This window comes from candidate division WOR-3 bacterium (genome assembly GCA_039801725.1).
Lineage (GTDB): Bacteria > Hydrothermota > Tepidihabitantia > Tepidihabitantales > DTDR01 > DTDR01.
The window spans coordinates 1-16,587 of the sequence record JBDRVE010000016.1; the positions used below are offsets into that span (position 1 = coordinate 1).

Consider the following 16,587-nt stretch of genomic DNA (forward strand, 5'->3'; position numbering starts at 1 on the left):
TCAAATACTTATATAAAATTTCTGCCAAATAAAAAGTTTCCATACAGGAAACTGGGAAAGTGAGGTAAGTTATTGAAAAATAAGGAGTTATAAAATAGTCAAAAATTTTCATATTTTAAGAATTTAATTGATTTAGTTTAGAATACTTTTTATTTGACTTTTTATCTTTATTATATCTATTATTTATTTTTTTGGTTGGTTATGTTTTCTAAATTTGTTGGAAAATTATTAAGAAATTTAAGGAAGTTAAGGGGATATAAGATAAAAGATATTGCTAAGTTTTGTAGAAAGACAGGTTCTTATATTTCAAAGTTGGAAAGGGGTAAGATTAAGGAGCCTTCATTGGTTATTATTTTGAATTATTTAAGGGGATTACAAGTATCTTATTCAGAATTTTTTAAAGAGATTGAGGATTGGGAGATGAATAAGATTTTAAGGAAAAAGGAGAAGAAAGAGAAATATGAGAAAGATGTTGAGAGATATCTGGTCGGTATAAAATATCCGAGAAAAACATTTATTAACTTTCCAAAATATCTGGCAGCAAAGATAAAAAATTATTTATTACCTTTTAATCTTTCTAATGATTTGATTGAAAAGTATATTAATTTTGGTGAAGAGTTTTTTCGCTCTTTATTAAGAATTTATGAAGGGAAAGGAGATGAAAAGGTTATTGAAAAATTAATGGAAAAGGCGGATAAAGATGGTTTAAAGACATTTTCTCCTAATTTTTTATCAGAAGTTATGAAGATTGTTAAAAAATGGTTTAAAAGGGAATTAAAAAGAAAGAGATGTGTTAAGCCGATAACTGATAGGAAGATAAAGAAAATGGTTGAAGGTTATCAAAGATATATGGAGGAGTGGTTAAATGTTGAAGGTGAGGCAAAGAAGGTTCTTTTTAATAAAGGAATAAAAATACTTGATATAAAAAGTTATTTGAATATATTAAGAAAATATCATTCTTTAAAAAGAAAAGGAGAGATAAAGAAGTTAGATAAATTCAAAGAAGATTTGGAAAAAGAAATTACTACCGCTCAGTTAGATAAAGATATAAGTAGAGGAATTGATAAAAGTAGTTGATAAGGTTTTGGAGAAATAGTTTATTTTCTTATTATTAATTTTCCTTGTAAATTGCCAAACCCTAACAAAATAGATGCCAGTTTTAATATCGGAAAGAGAAAGAGAGTTTCTTTTATTAGATATTTTTATATTCTTAACCAATCTTCCTGAGATATCATATATTTTTAAACGATCAACATTTTCTAGTAAAGAGATATTAAAATAGGAATTAGCAGGATTGGGATAGATTTTAAATGTATACTGGTAAATTGATAGAATTTTCCAAAAATCCGATAAGTAAATGCTGGTTTGTGATTGCCGCCGAACGTTATTAACCGGTCTTGTCTGCCAACCATTATTACGAGAAATACAAATTCCTTCGCGGTCCAAAACCCTTGTTTATGGAGTTACTCGGGCACCATAAATAGCAGAAACGCTGTTCTGATGGTCTTCCCAAATAACAAAATAATTGTTGCCATCAAAAGCAATCTGAGAAGAAGATTGGTCATAGATTGCAGTGGAGATAGGAATTCCCGAGGTATCTAAAATAGCCCCATTTTGAGAAACCCTTGGACCAAAAATATCTAAAGAACCACTCCGATTATCGATCCAAACAATAAAATAATTTACTCCGTAAAAGCAATTGCTGGTGAAGATTGATTATCCGGTGCTGGACCATAAATAAGTGTGTTATCAATAAGAAATTCTTCAAGATTTTTCCCCAAAATAAATGAAGAAAATAAAAAGATAATTAGAATTTTTCGCATTAGAAGTTTTTAAAATTTATTATTTTTAATTTATCTTAAAACTTTAACTACTTTATTAAATTTAATCTCTTTTGTTTTAATTTGTAATTGGTAAACTCCTGATTTTAAGTCAGTTAAATCTAAGGTGATGGGAGTTTCTTTTTTAACAGGTAAGTTTTTAATCATTCGTCCATCTTTCGTATAAATCTTTAATTCTTTTATCTCAAAGTTTTTGGGATAGATTAATTTCGCATAGTTTTTTGCTGGGTTAGGTTGGATAATAAATTTTTTGATATATTCTTTTATAAGGTGTTCGGCGATCTCTACTCCTAACTGATAATATTCACAGGTTCTTAAAATATTAGTATCCGCACCTTGTCTACCACCAAATATCCACATTCCTGGTGTACCTTGGGAGCCAAGGGGTTCTGGAATTAATACACCGGCATGATTTCTTCGGGCAGAATTTAAGTTAGTAAAAGTTGACCAACTATTCGTTTCGATATCATAGATAAAGCATTGGGGAGTCTCGTTAGGCCATTTTCCATTACCGGCAATAATAATTTTATTCCGGAAAGGAAAAGGAGAGGTTGAATCAAAACCAAATGCCCTTGTCTCACCAGAGGAATCTGGCAAATCAGCAATTCTTTGCCAGCCGGATTCAGGTGCGGAAAGGGATAATACTTCACAATATTTCTGAGCTCTTAAATAAATACCGTCATAAATACAACCACCAAAGGCATATAATTTACCATTAACAACACAAGTGCTAATATAAACCCTTGCTAATCCTAAAGAAGGTAATTGAGACCAACGGGCACCTGGTGTAGTTTCCGGATTATACATCCAAACCTGATTTGTTGTATAAGGTGAGATATTAGAATTAAAGCCACCAAGAACATAAAGACGATTATTATAAACAGCAGCATCCGGTGTCAGATAAGGTTGACCACTTAAAAGCCCAGGAAAAGAATCAGTTCCAATAATCGCAACATTATTGCTTAAAGGATAATAAACTTGCACTGCTCGAGTAAATGTGCCTGCCTGAGTTCTGCCGCCAACGATATATAAACCATAAGTATCCGGATGAGTAGTATCCCGAAGGATACAAATAGTATAATTAGAGACAGGAATTAGCATACTTCTACCTACCTGATAATAGGTTAATGATTCCGGATTAAAGCACCAGATAGTTCCATCGGTATTATTATCTGCTAATCTACCACCCAGAAAATAAACTTTTCTTGTTATCGGAAAATATTCGCCATCAAATCGCCAGAACCGAAAACCCGTTTGTGGTCCATATTGCCAAGTTTGCGAGAAGATAATAGAAAATAAAAATAAACCCATTATTAAAATTTTAATATTTTTTTTCTTCATCATACCTCCTTTTTTACATTTTTCATTTACAACATAATTATATAAGTAATTTTCAAATTAAGTCAATAATTATAATTATTTGACTTTTTAATATTTTTAAGCATAATTTTATTTATGGAAATTACGATAATTGGAACGGGTTATGTAGGTTTAACAACCGGTGCTTGTTTCGCTCATATTGGTCATAAAGTAATTTGTGTGGATAATGATGAGAAAAAAATTGATTTATTAAATCAAGGGATTATTCCTATTTATGAGCCAAAACTTGATAAAATAGTGGAAGAAGCAAAGAAGAAAGGTTTGATTTCTTTTACAACTGATATTGCCTATGGTGTGAAAAACTCAAAAGTTCTTTTTATCGCTGTTGGTACTCCACCCAAAGAGACCGGCGAACCAGATTTATCTTATGTGGAAAATGTCGCCTCCCAAATTGGTGAATATATGGATTCTTATCGGTTAATTGTGGAAAAAAGTACGGTACCAGTAAAGACTGCTCAATGGATAAGAACAACTATTGCCCGTTTTAATAAGAAGAAAGTTGATTTTGATGTGGCAGTAAATCCAGAATTTTTAAGAGAGGGTAGTGCGGTTGATGATTTTTTACATCCGGATAGAATTGTCATTGGTGTAGAAAATAAAAGGGCAGAAGAGATTTTATTAGAAATTTATAAGCCAATAAAGGCACCAATTTTAGTTACTGATTTAGCAAGTGCCGAATTGATTAAACATGCTTCCAATGCTTTTTTGGCAATGAAAATTTCTTTTATTAATGCGATCGCAATAATTTGTGAAAAAGCCGGTGCCGATGTTGAAATGGTAGCAAAAGGTATGGGACTGGATAAAAGAATTGGTCCCCATTTTTTAAAAGCAGGTGTTGGTTATGGTGGTTTCTGTTTTCCCAAGGATTTAGCAGCCTTTATTAAAATTGCGGAAGAATTGGGCTACGACTTCCGGCTTTTAAAAGAAGTTGCCCAAATTAATGAAAAACAGAAAGAATATTTTGTAAAAAAAATTGAAAAGGTATTATGGAATTTAAAAGATAAAAATATCGGTGTTTTAGGTCTTTCTTTTAAGCCAAATACCGATGATATAAGGTTTGCTCCGGCTTTGGATATAATTAATTTATTAAAAAAAGAAGGGGCAAGAATTAAGGCTTATGACCCAAAGGCGATGGAAAAAGCCAAAGAAGTTATAAAAGATATTATTTATTGCGATAATCCCTACGATGTGTGTAAGGATGCTGATTGTTTAGCCTTGATAACTGAATGGGAAGAATTTGCCTATTTAGATTTTGCAAAAATAAAAAGTTTAATGCGACAGCCAATTATTTTTGATGGTAGAAATTTTTTAGATAAAGAAAAACTTATTAGTTTAGGATTTCAATATTACGGAATTGGCAAGAGATAAAACATTAATAATTACCGGTGGAGCAGGATTTATCGGTTCCTATCTTTGTGAGCATTTTATTAAAGAAGGGTATAAAGTAATTTGTATTGATAATTTGGTTACCGGAAAAGAAGAAAATATTTCTCATCTTTTGAAAGAGGAAAATTTTACATTTATAAAAGAAGATGTGAATGAAATTGATAAAAATCTTTTTAAAGATAAAAATATTGAAGCCGTTTTTCATTTTGCTTCACCGGCTAGTCCCAAGGATTACTTTACTTATCCATTATTAACCTTAAAAACTAATGCTTTTGCTACTTATAATCTCTTAGAACTATCAAAAGAGAAAAAAGCAATTTTCTTTCTGGCTTCTACTTCAGAAGTTTATGGTGACCCACAAGTTTCTCCGCAACATGAAGAGTATTGGGGATATGTGAATCCTTGTGGACTTCGCTCAGTATATGATGAAGGTAAAAGATTTGCTGAGAGTTTAACAATGGCTTACCATCGACAGCATAATGTTTCGGTTAGAATTGCCAGAATATTTAATACCTATGGTCCGAGAATGCGAGTAGATGATGGAAGGGTAATTCCTAATTTTATCAATCAGGCACTAAAAGGCGATGATATTACAATTTATGGTGACGGTAATCAAACCAGAAGTTTTTGTTATATTGATGATTTAGTTGATGGTTTAATAAAGCTTTTTTACTCTAATTATTGCCAACCAATAAATTTAGGAAACCCTGAGGAAATAAAAGTAATTGAATTGGCAAAAAGAATAATTTCTTTAACTAATTCAAATTCTAAAATTGTTTATCTATCTCCTTATCCTGATGATCCCCATCGGCGATGTCCAGATATAAGAAAAGCAAAAGAGATATTAAAATGGGAACCGAAAATTAGTTTAGAAGAAGGTTTAAGAAAAACCATTGATTATTTTAAGTCCTTTTAAAATCAGTATTTTTAAACAGTGTCCTTTAAGATACAAATTTCATTATATTGATAGACTTTATAAAAAATATAAAAAAGAGAGAAACTATTTAAGTTTTGGTGACTCCTTACATCGGACATTAAGAGATTTTTTTAAAATTTCTTTAGAGGAAAGGACTTATGAAAATTTAGAAAAGATTTATCGAAAGAATTGGTTAAGAAAAGGATACTCTTCCATTGAGGAAGAAAGGAGATGGGGTTTGAAAGGTTTAAGAATATTAAAAAATTTTTATAAGGAAGAAGAGTTAAAAATCCGGCCATTTTTGGTTGAAAAAAGTTTAAAAGGATATTATCGGTCCTTCGGTTTATACGGAAGAATTGATCGTGCTGATTTAATAAGCGAAAATGAGGTTATTATTATTGATTATAAAACAGGCAAAATAAGAGAAGATAAAGAGTTAAACAAAGTCAGTGCGGTGATTTATAAATTTCTTTTGGAAAAAACCTACGGCAAAAAGGTAATAAAAATAATAAATCATTATCTTTTACCTTATAAAAAAATTGTTTTTACCTTTGATGATAAAGAATTTGAAGATTATTTAAATACAGTGGTGGATATTGGGTTAGAAATTTTAAAAGAAAAAGATTTTTTACCTAAAAAGAGTCAATTTTGCCAATATTGCGATTTTTTGGAAATTTGTCCGGCCAATAAATGAGAAAGTTAAAAATTGGGATTGTTGGTTTTGGCAATTGGGGAAAAAAGATTTACCAAACATTAAAAAGTTTTTCTGGCTGTGAGATCGTGGCTATCTGTGATAAAGAGAATATAAATTTAAATGATTTAAATAATTTAAATGAAAAAATTATTATTACTAATGATTGCCAAGATTTAATAAAAATGAAATTGGATGCCGTAATAATTGCTACTCCTAATGATACTCATTATCACATTGCTCATAAATTCTTATCATCCGGAATAAATCTTTTTGTTGAAAAACCTTTGGCTACTTCTTATAAAGAAGTTTTATCTTTAATTAGTTTGGCTAAGAGAAAAAATTTAAATATTTTTACCGGTCATATTTTGCTTTATCATCCTTTGGTTATGCAATTTAAAAGATATTTAACTAAAGAGAAAAGTTGGGAATTAAAGATTTTAAGAACGAACAATTTTCTTACCACCAATGAACCGAAAGATCTTCTTTATGATTTTGGCCCTCATGATATTGGTTTGATTTTGTTTTTTTTTGGAGAAAAATTAAGCAAGAAAAATTTAGAGATTAGCAAAGGAACTATAAATTTTAATTTTTCTGTCCAAGAAGAAATTCATATTTTTGGTGTTTGGGGAAAAAATGATTCTGGAAAGGAAAGAAAAATAATTGCTAAATCAAATGGTAAAGAAATTATTTTTGATGATAATTTAACAATTTTAAAATTTATAGAAAATAAAAAGGAAAAGATGGTGAAAAGAATAGATAGAAGATTACCGTTATATTGGGAATTAAAATTTTTTTTAGATTCTCTAATTAACAAGAATATAAAAGAAAGTGTTTCTACTGAAAAAATTATGAAAATTATTGATGAATTAGAAAGATTATTATGAAAGTTTCAATAATTATTCCGGTTTATAACGAAGAAAGAACAGTTGAAAAAGTTATTAATGAAATAAAAAAAGTTCCGGTTGAAAAAGAAATAATTGTGGTGGATGATGGTTCTTGCGATCGGACGAAGGAAATATTAAGAAATATTGACAATATAAAGAAAATATTTTTTGACAAGAATCAAGGCAAGGGTTCGGCAATTCGGGCTGGTTTAAAACTAGCTACAGGCGATATAGTGATTATTCAAGATGCTGATTTGGAATATAACCCATTTGATTATTTGAATTTGATAAAACCTTTTAGGAAATATGGGACTAATATCGTTGTGTATGGTTCCCGATTTAAAGGCAGTGGTAAGTTTCTTTTCTTAAGTCGCTTAGCAAATATAATTCTTAATTTTTTTACTAACCTCCTTTTTGGTAGTAAAATTAGTGACATGGAAACTTGTTATAAGGTTTTACCTCGAAAGATAATGCTCTCTTTAAATTTAAAAAGTAAAAGATTCGAAATTGAACCCGAAATTACCGCAAAATTGTTAAAGAAAAAAATAAGGATTGTTGAAGTGCCAATTTCTTATCAAGCGCGAAAAGTAGGTAAAAAAATAAAACCAAAAGATGGCATAATTGCTTTATTAACTTTATTGTATTATCGCATTGCTTGATTTTTTTTAAATTTTTATTATAATTAAAAACTAATGTTAAATCTTTTTGATACCATAATCTTAATTCTTTATTTCGTGATTTTAGCAATTATTTCCCTTTATGGGATTCACCGATATTTTTTAATTTTTTTATATTTAAGAGCAAGAAAAAAAGTAATAACACCAAAAGATTATTTTAAAGAATTGCCGAAGGTTACTATTCAACTACCTATTTATAATGAAAAATTTGTTTGCGAAAGATTAGTCGAGTCTGTTTGTCAAATTGATTATCCTAGCGATAAATTAGAGATTCAAGTTTTAGATGATTCTACTGATGAAACTAAGGATATTTTAAAAACTTTAGTAAAAAAATACCAAGAAAAAGGAATAAATATAAAATATCTTCATCGCGACCGTCGGGAAGGATATAAGGCGGGTGCCTTGCAAGAGGGCTTACTTCAAGCGGAAGGCGATTTTATTGCAATTTTTGATGCTGATTTTGTCGTTCCTAAAGATTTTTTATTAAAAACTATTCATTACTTTACTGATGAAAAAGTTGGTTTGGTCCAGACGCGGTGGGGACATATCAATCGGAATTATTCATTATTAACTCGTTTACAAGCAATATTATTAGACGGCCATTTTATCGTTGAACATATTGCCCGTTCGCATAATAATCTATTTTTTAATTTTAATGGAACTGCCGGAATTTGGCGGAAAAAAACTTTATTGCAGGTTGGTGGTTGGGATGGCTCTACTTTGGCTGAAGATTTGGATATTAGTTTTCGGGCACAACTTTTAGGATGGAGATTCGTTTATTTGCCTCATTATGTTGTTTATGCTGAATTACCAATAGATGTAACTTCCTTTAAGGCTCAACAGTATCGCTGGGCAAAGGGAGGTGTACAAACAGCAAAGAAAATATTGGGTGCGGTATTAAATTCAAAAATTCCTTTTAAACAAAAATTGGAATCTTTTTTCCATTTAACGGCTAATTTTTCCTTTCCTTTAATATTGATTTTGACAATAATCGCTTTTCCGGCGGCGATTATTCGCTACGGACTCAATATTAAGCATATTTTAATGGTTGATTTTCCGCTTTTCTTCTTTTCCTCCTTTTCTTTCTTTTTGTTTTATCTTATTACTCAAAAAGAGCTAACGCAAAGTTGGAAAAAAGAGATAAAATATATAATTATGGCGATGTCATTGGGTATGGCCTTAGCAATTAATAATTCGGTGGCAGTTTTTGAGGCTCTTTTAAATTTGCGTTCGGAATTTATTCGAACACCCAAGTATGGAATTACTGAGGAAAAAAAATTAGTTAAAAATAATTATTCCCTAAATTTTAAAAATTCTGTTCATTATTTAGAAATTATTTTTACTTTTTATTTAATTATCGGCATTATTGCGGTTTTTTTTCAACAAATATATCTAACAATTCCTTTTCTTTTCTTTTTCCCTGTTGGATATTTTTATTTAACTTTTTTACCTAATTTGAATAAAATAAAAAATTTCTTTATAAATTATCTTGCAACAAAGTTAATGGCAGTTAACGTACTTCGACGAGATTGATTTTTCTTAAAGAATTTATTAAAATATATTATATAACCCATGAAAATAATTAATCCCCAAAAGTAGGTTTTAGTTAAAAATTTTAAAAAGGAGGAGTTAATGGATATTGAAGAACTGAAAAAAAAGAAAGTTTCAGAATTACAAGAAATTGCGAAAGCCTTAGGTATTCCTGATTTCAAAGAAAAGAAAAAACAGGAATTAGTTTTTTCAATCTTAGAAACCGAGGCTAAACAAAAAGAAGGTGAGGAAGAAAAATTAATTCCGGTAACCGGTGTATTAGAGGTATTGGAAGAAGGTTTCGGTTTTTTACGTTCGCCAGAGTATAGTTACCTAAAAAGTTCCAGCGATATTTACGTTTCGCCTTCTCAAATTAAAAAATTTGGTTTGCAAACTGGTGATACTATAAAGGGATTTGCTCGACCTCCGAAACTCAAAAATAGTGAAAAATATTATGCTCTTTTGCGAATTGACGAAGTAAATTTTCAACCACCTGAAAAAATTGTCGAAAGAATCCCTTTTGAAGAACTTACTCCCTTATATCCTACAGAAAGAATTCGTTTAGAAATTCCTTCAAAAAATGATTTGTCTTTAAGAGTTGTTGATTTATTTACGCCAATTGGTAAAGGTCAGCGAGGATTAATTGTTTCGCCACCGAGAGCGGGTAAAACTGTTCTTTTGCAAAAAATTGCTAATGCTATTGTAGAAAATCATCCAGAAATTTATTTAATAATTCTTTTGATTGATGAAAGACCTGAAGAAGTGACAGATATGGAAAGATCGGTAAAAGCGGAAGTGATTAGTTCCACTTTTGATGAGGTCCCGGAAAGACATGTGGAAGTAGCTGATATTGTTTTAGAAAAAGCAAAAAGATTAGTAGAAGCAAAGAAAGATGTGGTTATTTTGTTAGATAGTTTAACTCGTCTCGCCAGAGCTCATAATTTAGTAGTGCCTCATTCTGGAAGAACTCTTTCAGGTGGTTTAGATTCTAATGCTTTACAAAAACCTAAAAAATTTTTTGGATCCGCTAGAAATGTGGAAGAAGGTGGAAGTTTAACAATAATTGCTACCGCTTTAATTGAAACTGGTTCCAGGATGGACGAAGTAATTTTTGAAGAATTTAAAGGAACCGGTAATATGGAATTAGTGTTAGATAGAAAATTAGCTGATCGAAGGATCTTCCCAGCAATTGATTTACAACGTTCAGGCACGAGAAAAGAAGAATTGCTTTTGACCGAGTTTGAATTAAACCGAATTTGGATTTTAAGAAAAATGCTTGCTGAAATGACACCGGTAGAAATGATGGAATTTATTTTAGATAAAATGAAAATGACAAAAAATAATCAGGAATTTTTAAAAGCAATGAGTGAAGGATAAAAGGAGGAAAAGAACATGAAAAAAAATATACATCCTAAATATGGAGAGTGTGTAATTACTTGTGCTTGTGGCAATACAGTAATTACTCGCTCAACCAAACCAAAAATAAATGTTGAAATTTGTTCTCGTTGTCATCCTTTGTATACGGGAAAGCAAAAAATTGTTGATACGGCTGGAAGAGTAGAAAAATATAAGAAAAAATATACTAAGAAAATTAAAGAAGAAAATGAAAATAAATAGAAAAAAAATTGAGGAGTTAAAAGAAAGAATCCATTTTTTAGAGGAGTTTCTTTGAAATCAAAAAAAAGAAAGAGGAATTAACTGCTCTTCAAAAAGAGCTAAATAATCCCCAGATTTTTCATAATATCAAAAGGGTTCAAGAAATAAATCAGAAGATTGGAAATCTAAAAAAAATTTTAGAAGAATTTGATTCTTTAAAAAAAGAAATATTAGAGTTAGAGGAAATAAGTGAACTATTTTCTAAGGATGGTGAAGAGGCAGAGGAAATTAATAAAAATATTTCCTCTTTAGAACAACGATTAAAAGATCTAGAGATCACTTCTCTTTTCCAAGAAGAAATAGATAAAAGAGGAGCAATTTTAACTATCCATCCAGGTGCGGGAGGTGTGGAATCTTGTGATTGGGCAGAGATGTTATTGAAAATGTATTTAAAATTTTTGGAAAGAAAAAATTTTAAATATGAAATATTAGATTTAAAACCAAACGAAGAAGCAGGAATAAAAGAGGCAGTTATTGAAATAACTTCACCGAATGCTTATGGCTTTTTAAAATCAGAAATTGGTGTACATCGTTTGGTAAGAATTTCTCCTTTTGATGCTAATAAAAGAAGACATACTTCTTTTGCTTCTGTTTTTGTTTATCCCGAGATTGAGGATGTGGAAGTGAAAATTGATGAGAAAGACTTAAAAATCGAGACTTTCCGTGCTTCAGGACACGGAGGTCAACATGTTAACAAAGTAGCAACCGCAGTAAGAATTACTCATATTCCTACTGGTATTACAGTAAGTTGCCAAAATGAACGTTCTCAATTTTTAAATAAAAAAAATGCTTTAAAAATATTAAAAATTAAACTATATAAGTATTACGAAGAGAAAAAGAAAGAAGAATTAAAAAAATATGAAGAAAAAAAGACAGAAATCGCTTGGGGATATCAGATTCGATCTTATATTCTGTTTCCTTATCAATTAGTGAAAGATCATCGTACTAATTACGAAACAACAGATGTAGAAGCTGTTTTGAATGGCGAATTAGATGAGTTTATTTATGCTTATTTAACTCAGAAAGAAAAAACTTAATTATATCATTTACTTAAAAATTGGCGACCAAGCAGGAGAAGAGGCATTTTCCAAATTGGTTATTTTTCTTTGGTTAGAGCCGTCGTAATTCATAGTGTATATTTCCCAAGACCCTGTGCGATCGGAAGCAAAGACGATATGAAGTCCATCAGGTGAGAAGTAAGGGTCTTCGTTGTTACCTTCGAAAGTGAGTTGTTTTATGAAAGATCCATGTATGTCAGTTAAAAAAATTTGGTTTTTATTGTTTTTTGTTCTGGCTACATATACTATTAAATCACCTTTAGGTGACCAGTTAGGAGAAGTATTATAATTTCCTTCATAAGTTAATCTTGTTAAATTTGTTCCATCACTGTTGATAATATATATTTGTGGTGTACCAGAACGGTCTGAACAAAACACAATTTGTTTTCCGGAAGGACTAAAAGAAGGAGAAACAGCCACAGAAGAGGTATAGGTTATTTTTTGTGGTTTACCGCCTTGGGAGGGAATAAGACAAATATTCATACTACCGTTTTGGGACATTGAAAAAGCAACATATTTATCATCGGGTGAAAAAGTGGGAGTGGCTGCTAACCCCTTTTCCCCATACAAAATTTTAGTTTTTTTGCTATTTAACTCATATAAATAAATTTTTAAAGTATTATTATCATAAGCTGAATATACAATTTTGTCTCCTTTTTTTGACCATTCGGGAGAAAGTTTCAATTTCCCATCTTTAGTTAATTTTTGAAGATTATATCCATCATAATCGCAAATCATAAGTTCTTTTCCTTGTCCGCTTTTGGAAAGAAAAACAATTTTAGTTTGAGAAATTCCATCGTTACCGGTTAAGATTTTGATTATGTCATCGCTTATTTTATGAGCAAAATGTCTTAAATTTATTTCTAAAGAATATTCATATTCTTTTTTGGCAATTAATTTTTGAATATTTAACTCGTATAATCGGATTCTTACAAAAATCTTCTTTTTTTTCAAAAATACATCTCCACAAACCAGAATATCGGCACCGGTTGTTCGCCAACCTTTGAAATCAATTTTTTTTTCATCAGTTGAATAGGTTTTATTATTTTCCGGATAACAGATTTTAAAATATAAAGAAAAATCTAAGTCATCGATAATTATTTTCTTTATCTCTTGAGCAAAAGATAAATAATTACCGGTCAATTCTTTTTCAATGTTAAAATCGGCAATAGTTATAGGGATTTTTCTTTTTACTCCTTGAGTGGTAATTTTTGCCCAAATTTCTAGTTCCTTTGATTGAGAAAATAAAAATAAAAGAAGAAAAAACATTAAGCTTTTTTTCTTTTATACTGGTTTTCTATAAAAATTGGTTTTTCTTTTCCTAAAATCACCTCAGGAGTAATGATACATTCGCTAATGTTTTTCATATTAGGAAGGTCAAACATTATATCCAACATCGTTTTTTCTAAAATACCTCTTAAGGCACGGGCACCAGTATTTTTCTGCAAGGCTAATTCAGCGACAGTTTCCAAGGCTTCGCAAGTAAAAGTAAGTTTCACTCCTTCCATTTCAAAAATCTTTTGATATTGTTTAATTATTGCATTTTTAGGTTTTGTTAAGATATCAATTAGAGCTTTTTTATTTAAAGAATGTAAAGGAGCAATTACCGGAAACCGACTAATAAATTCAGGAATTAAGCCATATTTTATTAAATCTTCCGGTTCTACTAAATTCAAAAGTTCATCAATCGTTTTTTCTTTTCGTGAATAGATTTCTGCTTTAAAACCAATGCTCTGTTGTTTTAATCGTGCTTCAATGATTTTTTCTAACCCATGAAAAGCACCACCAGCAATAAATAAAATATTTCGGGTATTAATTTGGATATAAGATTGCTCGGGATGTTTCCTTCCACCTTGGGGTGGAACGTTAGCAATTGTTCCTTCCAAAATTTTCAACAGTGCCTGTTGTACTCCTTCGCCTGAGACATCGCGGGTTATTGAAGGCGAATCACTTTTTCTACTAATTTTATCAATTTCGTCAATATAAACAATACCAATTTCCGCTAAAGGAATATTATAATCAGCCGCTTGGATTAATCTTAAAAGAATATTTTCGACATCTTCTCCTACATAACCGGCTTCAGTTAAAGGGGTAGCATCAGAAATAGAAAAAGGAACTTTTAAAAATTTTGCTAAAGTTTCGGCAATCAATGTTTTGCCTACCCCAGTAGGGCCTATTAAAAGAATATTACTTTTTTCTATTTCTACATCTGTTTTATTGGCAATAATTCTTTTATAATGATTATAAACTGCTACCGAGATTATTTTTTTAGCTTGTTCTTGGCCAATAATATATTCGTCTAAAAATTTTTTTATTTCGGAAGGAGTAGGAACTTGTTTTAAGGTAAAAACATCGCTGGTAATTTTTTCTTGGGATTTTAATATATTATAACAAATTCTAACGCAATCTTCACAAATATATCCTTTCCTACCAGCGATTATATTTTTTAAAACTGCTTGAGGCCGATCACAAAAGGAGCAACGAATTTCTTTCATTTACTTCCTTTTTACAATTATTTCGTCAATTATTCCATATTCTTTTGCTTCTTCCGGAGACATAAAGAAATTTCGGTCAGAATCTTTTTCGATTTTTTCTTTTGGTTGTCCAGTGTGAATAGATAAAATGGTATTAAGACGATCTTTTAAACGGGTAATTTCCTTAGCATGGATGATTATATCTGTTGCCTGGCCAGAAAGTCCATGAATTTCAGGTTGGTGAATCATGATACGGGAATTGGGCAAGGCGTATCTTTTTCCTTTTGTGCCTGCCGCCAATAATAAAGCAGCAATACTAGCTGCTAAACCCATACAGATAGTAACCACGTTTGGTTTTATGTATTGCATAGTATCATAAATTGCTAAACCGGAAGAAACATAACCACCCGGTGAATTAATGTAAAGGTAAATATCTTTATCTGGATCCTCTGCTTCTAAAAAAAGAAGTTGAGCAATAATTAAATTAGCCACATTATCATCTACTGGAGAACCCAAAAAAACTATTCTTTCCTTTAATAACCGAGAATAAATATCATAAGCTCTTTCACCGCGAGCAGTCTGCTCAATCACAATCGGCACATACATTCTTAAACCTCCTTTTAGTCCTCAATGATTTTAGCGTTATCTATTAAAAACTTCAAAACTTTTTCTTCTAAAATTATTCTTTTTAAGTAATTGCTCTTTTTTAATAAAGAAATTTTATCCTCTTCGAAATTTTCAAATCTGCTTACCATTTCTTCTAATTCTTCTTCACTGACATCGATATTTTCTTTTTTAGCAATTTTTAATAAAAGACAACTTAATTTTGCCCTTTTTTCTGCTTCTTTTAAAAGTTTATCTTTAAAATCTTCGGTTAAATCTTCTTCTTTTTTGTTTAAATTATCTAAGAAGAATTGAAGTTTTTCTTTTACCATTGTTGGCGGAGGTTCAAAATCATGATTAGTAAGAAGATATTCGATTATTTCTTTTTTGTTATTTTCCTCTTGGATTTTTTCGCGTTCTTCTTTAATTTGATTTTCAATTTCTTCCTTTAAAGCTTTCAAATTCTCAAAACCTAAAGCTCGGGCAAATTCCTCATTGATTTCTGGAAGATGTTGTTCTCTTATTGAACGGATAAAAATTTTATATTGATAATTATCAACTTTTATAAAGATTTCTTTATCTCGTTCGACTCCTACTAGACTTTTATTAATTTCTGGATGATTGTTTTCATCACCGATTTTTATTAAAATTCCCTCTCTTTTTTCTACTACCTTATTATTTTCGTCCAACAAAGAGTAATCAATTAAAAGAAAATCGCCTTCTTTTGCTGGTCGATCAAGTTCGGTATAAGTAGCACATTTTTCTTGTAGGTCTTTAACTTTTTTTTCAAATTCTTGGTCAAAACCAGTAATAGTTAATTTTTTGATAGGAATTCCTTTATATTCTTTTAAAGGAAAATCCGGAATTATTTCTAAAAGAAGAGTAAATCTTAATTCTTTTTGCGGTGTAAGTTCGTATTCGGAAACTTTTGCTTCTCCCACAACTTGCCAATCATTTTCTTTAATTATATTTTCATAAGTTTCATTTATTAATTTTTCAACTGCTAATTCATCGATTCCTTTTTTTAATTTTTTGTAAATAATTTCTTTGGGTGCCTTACCGATACGAAAACCAGGAATAGCAATTTTGTCTTTATAAAATTCCAATATTTCATCAATCTTTTTTTCTACTATTTCTTTTTCAATAATAATATTAGCTTCTTTTAAATAATCATTTCGATTGGTTATTGAAATATTCAACTTTCACTCCTTTTATGCGAGGAGGGGGAGTTGAACCCCCACCCCTTTCGGGACTGGATCCTAAATCCAGCGCGTCTGCCAGTTCCGCCATCCTCGCATTTAAAAATATTATAATTTAAAACAAGTTTAAAGTCAATTTTAGTTAGTAAATGTGTTAAGAGAAGTATAAAGATTAAAGAATACTTTGAAACAAAAGCACCTTTTATTTATTGTTTAACTGAATACTAAAGAGATCTTGAATAGAGCAACATTTTATTACTCTTCTTTCTATCAGAAATTTCCATCTGGG

The 16,587-nt window shown here is 30.3% G+C and carries 17 protein-coding genes and 1 tRNA gene; 10 read left to right on the plus strand and 8 right to left on the minus strand.

Annotated elements, in window-relative coordinates:
* Positions 1 to 201 precede the first annotated feature (201 nt).
* A complete protein-coding gene (locus ABIK75_04505; protein MEO0090348.1) occupies positions 202 to 1,077 on the plus strand; it encodes a helix-turn-helix domain-containing protein in 876 nt (291 codons plus the stop codon).
* On the opposite strand, the gene ABIK75_04510 is transcribed toward ABIK75_04505, so the two are convergent.
* The 3 genes from ABIK75_04510 to ABIK75_04520 all read right to left on the minus strand — a co-directional run bounded on the left by ABIK75_04510 (position 1,036) and on the right by ABIK75_04520 (position 3,182).
* Positions 1,036 to 1,446: a T9SS type A sorting domain-containing protein gene (locus ABIK75_04510; protein ID MEO0090349.1), complete on the minus strand. Its 411-nt coding sequence runs from the start codon at positions 1,444 to 1,446 to the stop codon at positions 1,036 to 1,038. The two genes, ABIK75_04505 and ABIK75_04510, sit on opposite strands and share 42 nt — an antisense overlap.
* 236 nt (positions 1,447 to 1,682) lie before the next feature.
* Positions 1,683 to 1,823, minus strand: coding sequence for a hypothetical protein (locus ABIK75_04515; GenBank protein ID MEO0090350.1), 141 nt, complete (start codon positions 1,821 to 1,823; stop codon positions 1,683 to 1,685).
* A 30-nt stretch (positions 1,824 to 1,853) separates the two neighbouring features.
* Positions 1,854 to 3,182 carry a kelch repeat-containing protein gene (locus ABIK75_04520; protein MEO0090351.1) on the minus strand — a complete coding sequence of 443 codons (1,329 nt, stop codon included), beginning with the start codon at positions 3,180 to 3,182 and terminating at the stop codon, positions 1,854 to 1,856.
* 114 nt (positions 3,183 to 3,296) lie between these two features.
* On the opposite strand from ABIK75_04520, the gene ABIK75_04525 reads away from it, so the two are divergent.
* From ABIK75_04525 to prfB, 9 genes are all read left to right on the plus strand, one after another.
* Positions 3,297 to 4,589 (plus strand): UDP-glucose/GDP-mannose dehydrogenase family protein, encoded by a 1,293-nt coding sequence (locus ABIK75_04525; protein ID MEO0090352.1) that lies wholly within the window; start codon positions 3,297 to 3,299, stop codon positions 4,587 to 4,589.
* Positions 4,576 to 5,523 carry a UDP-glucuronic acid decarboxylase family protein gene (locus tag ABIK75_04530; GenBank protein ID MEO0090353.1) on the plus strand — a complete coding sequence of 316 codons (948 nt, stop codon included), beginning with the start codon at positions 4,576 to 4,578 and terminating at the stop codon, positions 5,521 to 5,523. The genes ABIK75_04525 and ABIK75_04530 overlap by 14 nt, the downstream gene beginning before the upstream one ends.
* Positions 5,501 to 6,217, plus strand: a complete 717-nt coding sequence (locus ABIK75_04535) for a PD-(D/E)XK nuclease family protein (protein MEO0090354.1) — start codon at positions 5,501 to 5,503, stop codon at positions 6,215 to 6,217. The genes ABIK75_04530 and ABIK75_04535 overlap by 23 nt, the downstream gene beginning before the upstream one ends.
* Positions 6,214 to 7,101, plus strand: coding sequence for a Gfo/Idh/MocA family oxidoreductase (locus tag ABIK75_04540; protein MEO0090355.1), 888 nt, complete (start codon positions 6,214 to 6,216; stop codon positions 7,099 to 7,101). Before ABIK75_04535 ends, ABIK75_04540 begins: the two co-directional genes overlap by 4 nt.
* Positions 7,098 to 7,760, plus strand: a complete 663-nt coding sequence (locus tag ABIK75_04545) for a glycosyltransferase family 2 protein (protein MEO0090356.1) — start codon at positions 7,098 to 7,100, stop codon at positions 7,758 to 7,760. Before ABIK75_04540 ends, ABIK75_04545 begins: the two co-directional genes overlap by 4 nt.
* Before the next feature lie 33 nt (positions 7,761 to 7,793).
* On the plus strand, positions 7,794 to 9,311 hold the full coding sequence (locus ABIK75_04550; protein MEO0090357.1) for a cellulose synthase family protein: 1,518 nt from the start codon (positions 7,794 to 7,796) through the stop codon (positions 9,309 to 9,311).
* Positions 9,312 to 9,410: 99 nt separating this feature from the next.
* On the plus strand, positions 9,411 to 10,685 hold the full coding sequence (rho, locus tag ABIK75_04555) for a transcription termination factor Rho (GenBank protein ID MEO0090358.1): 1,275 nt from the start codon (positions 9,411 to 9,413) through the stop codon (positions 10,683 to 10,685).
* Positions 10,686 to 10,700: 15 nt separating this feature from the next.
* The gene (rpmE, locus tag ABIK75_04560) at positions 10,701 to 10,925 is read left to right on the plus strand and encodes a 50S ribosomal protein L31 (GenBank protein ID MEO0090359.1); all 225 of its coding nucleotides are present in this window, start codon (positions 10,701 to 10,703) and stop codon (positions 10,923 to 10,925) included.
* Positions 10,912 to 12,001, plus strand: a protein-coding gene (gene prfB, locus ABIK75_04565) for a peptide chain release factor 2 (GenBank protein ID MEO0090360.1) whose coding sequence is annotated in 2 segments (ribosomal slippage) — positions 10,912 to 10,965 and positions 10,967 to 12,001 — 1,089 coding nt in all. Because the reading frame shifts where the segments join, the coding sequence is not laid out codon by codon here. Before rpmE ends, prfB begins: the two co-directional genes overlap by 14 nt.
* A gap of 9 nt (positions 12,002 to 12,010) precedes the next feature.
* Here prfB and tolB read toward each other — a convergent pair.
* From tolB to ABIK75_04590, 5 genes are all read right to left on the minus strand, one after another.
* Positions 12,011 to 13,291 carry a Tol-Pal system beta propeller repeat protein TolB gene (gene tolB / locus ABIK75_04570; GenBank protein MEO0090361.1) on the minus strand — a complete coding sequence of 427 codons (1,281 nt, stop codon included), beginning with the start codon at positions 13,289 to 13,291 and terminating at the stop codon, positions 12,011 to 12,013.
* Positions 13,291 to 14,517: an ATP-dependent Clp protease ATP-binding subunit ClpX gene (clpX, locus tag ABIK75_04575; GenBank protein ID MEO0090362.1), complete on the minus strand. Its 1,227-nt coding sequence runs from the start codon at positions 14,515 to 14,517 to the stop codon at positions 13,291 to 13,293. Before clpX ends, tolB begins: the two co-directional genes overlap by 1 nt.
* Complete coding sequence (clpP, locus tag ABIK75_04580) at positions 14,518 to 15,102, minus strand: ATP-dependent Clp endopeptidase proteolytic subunit ClpP (protein MEO0090363.1); 585 nt, start codon at positions 15,100 to 15,102, stop codon at positions 14,518 to 14,520.
* A gap of 14 nt (positions 15,103 to 15,116) precedes the next feature.
* Complete coding sequence (gene tig, locus ABIK75_04585; protein MEO0090364.1) at positions 15,117 to 16,298, minus strand: trigger factor; 1,182 nt, start codon at positions 16,296 to 16,298, stop codon at positions 15,117 to 15,119.
* A gap of 15 nt (positions 16,299 to 16,313) precedes the next feature.
* A tRNA-Leu gene (locus tag ABIK75_04590) sits at positions 16,314 to 16,395 on the minus strand.
* Positions 16,396 to 16,587: the final 192 nt, after the last annotated feature.

What these genes read in the sequence shown, in the direction of transcription:
- ABIK75_04545 (MEO0090356.1), top strand. Translation starts at nt 7,098, where the DNA reads ATGAAAGTTTCAATAATTATTCCGGTTTATAACGAAGAAAGAACAGTT.
- ABIK75_04515 (MEO0090350.1), bottom strand. Translation starts at nt 1,823, where the DNA reads ATGCGAAAAATTCTAATTATCTTTTTATTTTCTTCATTTATTTTGGGG.
- ABIK75_04505 (MEO0090348.1), top strand. Translation starts at nt 202, where the DNA reads ATGTTTTCTAAATTTGTTGGAAAATTATTAAGAAATTTAAGGAAGTTA.
- ABIK75_04540 (MEO0090355.1), top strand. Translation starts at nt 6,214, where the DNA reads ATGAGAAAGTTAAAAATTGGGATTGTTGGTTTTGGCAATTGGGGAAAA.
- rpmE (MEO0090359.1), top strand. Translation starts at nt 10,701, where the DNA reads ATGAAAAAAAATATACATCCTAAATATGGAGAGTGTGTAATTACTTGT.
- ABIK75_04525 (MEO0090352.1), top strand. Translation starts at nt 3,297, where the DNA reads ATGGAAATTACGATAATTGGAACGGGTTATGTAGGTTTAACAACCGGT.
- clpP (MEO0090363.1), bottom strand. Translation starts at nt 15,102, where the DNA reads ATGTATGTGCCGATTGTGATTGAGCAGACTGCTCGCGGTGAAAGAGCT.
- ABIK75_04550 (MEO0090357.1), top strand. Translation starts at nt 7,794, where the DNA reads ATGTTAAATCTTTTTGATACCATAATCTTAATTCTTTATTTCGTGATT.
- clpX (MEO0090362.1), bottom strand. Translation starts at nt 14,517, where the DNA reads ATGAAAGAAATTCGTTGCTCCTTTTGTGATCGGCCTCAAGCAGTTTTA.
- ABIK75_04520 (MEO0090351.1), bottom strand. Translation starts at nt 3,182, where the DNA reads ATGAAGAAAAAAAATATTAAAATTTTAATAATGGGTTTATTTTTATTT.
- rho (MEO0090358.1), top strand. Translation starts at nt 9,411, where the DNA reads ATGGATATTGAAGAACTGAAAAAAAAGAAAGTTTCAGAATTACAAGAA.
- tolB (MEO0090361.1), bottom strand. Translation starts at nt 13,291, where the DNA reads ATGTTTTTTCTTCTTTTATTTTTATTTTCTCAATCAAAGGAACTAGAA.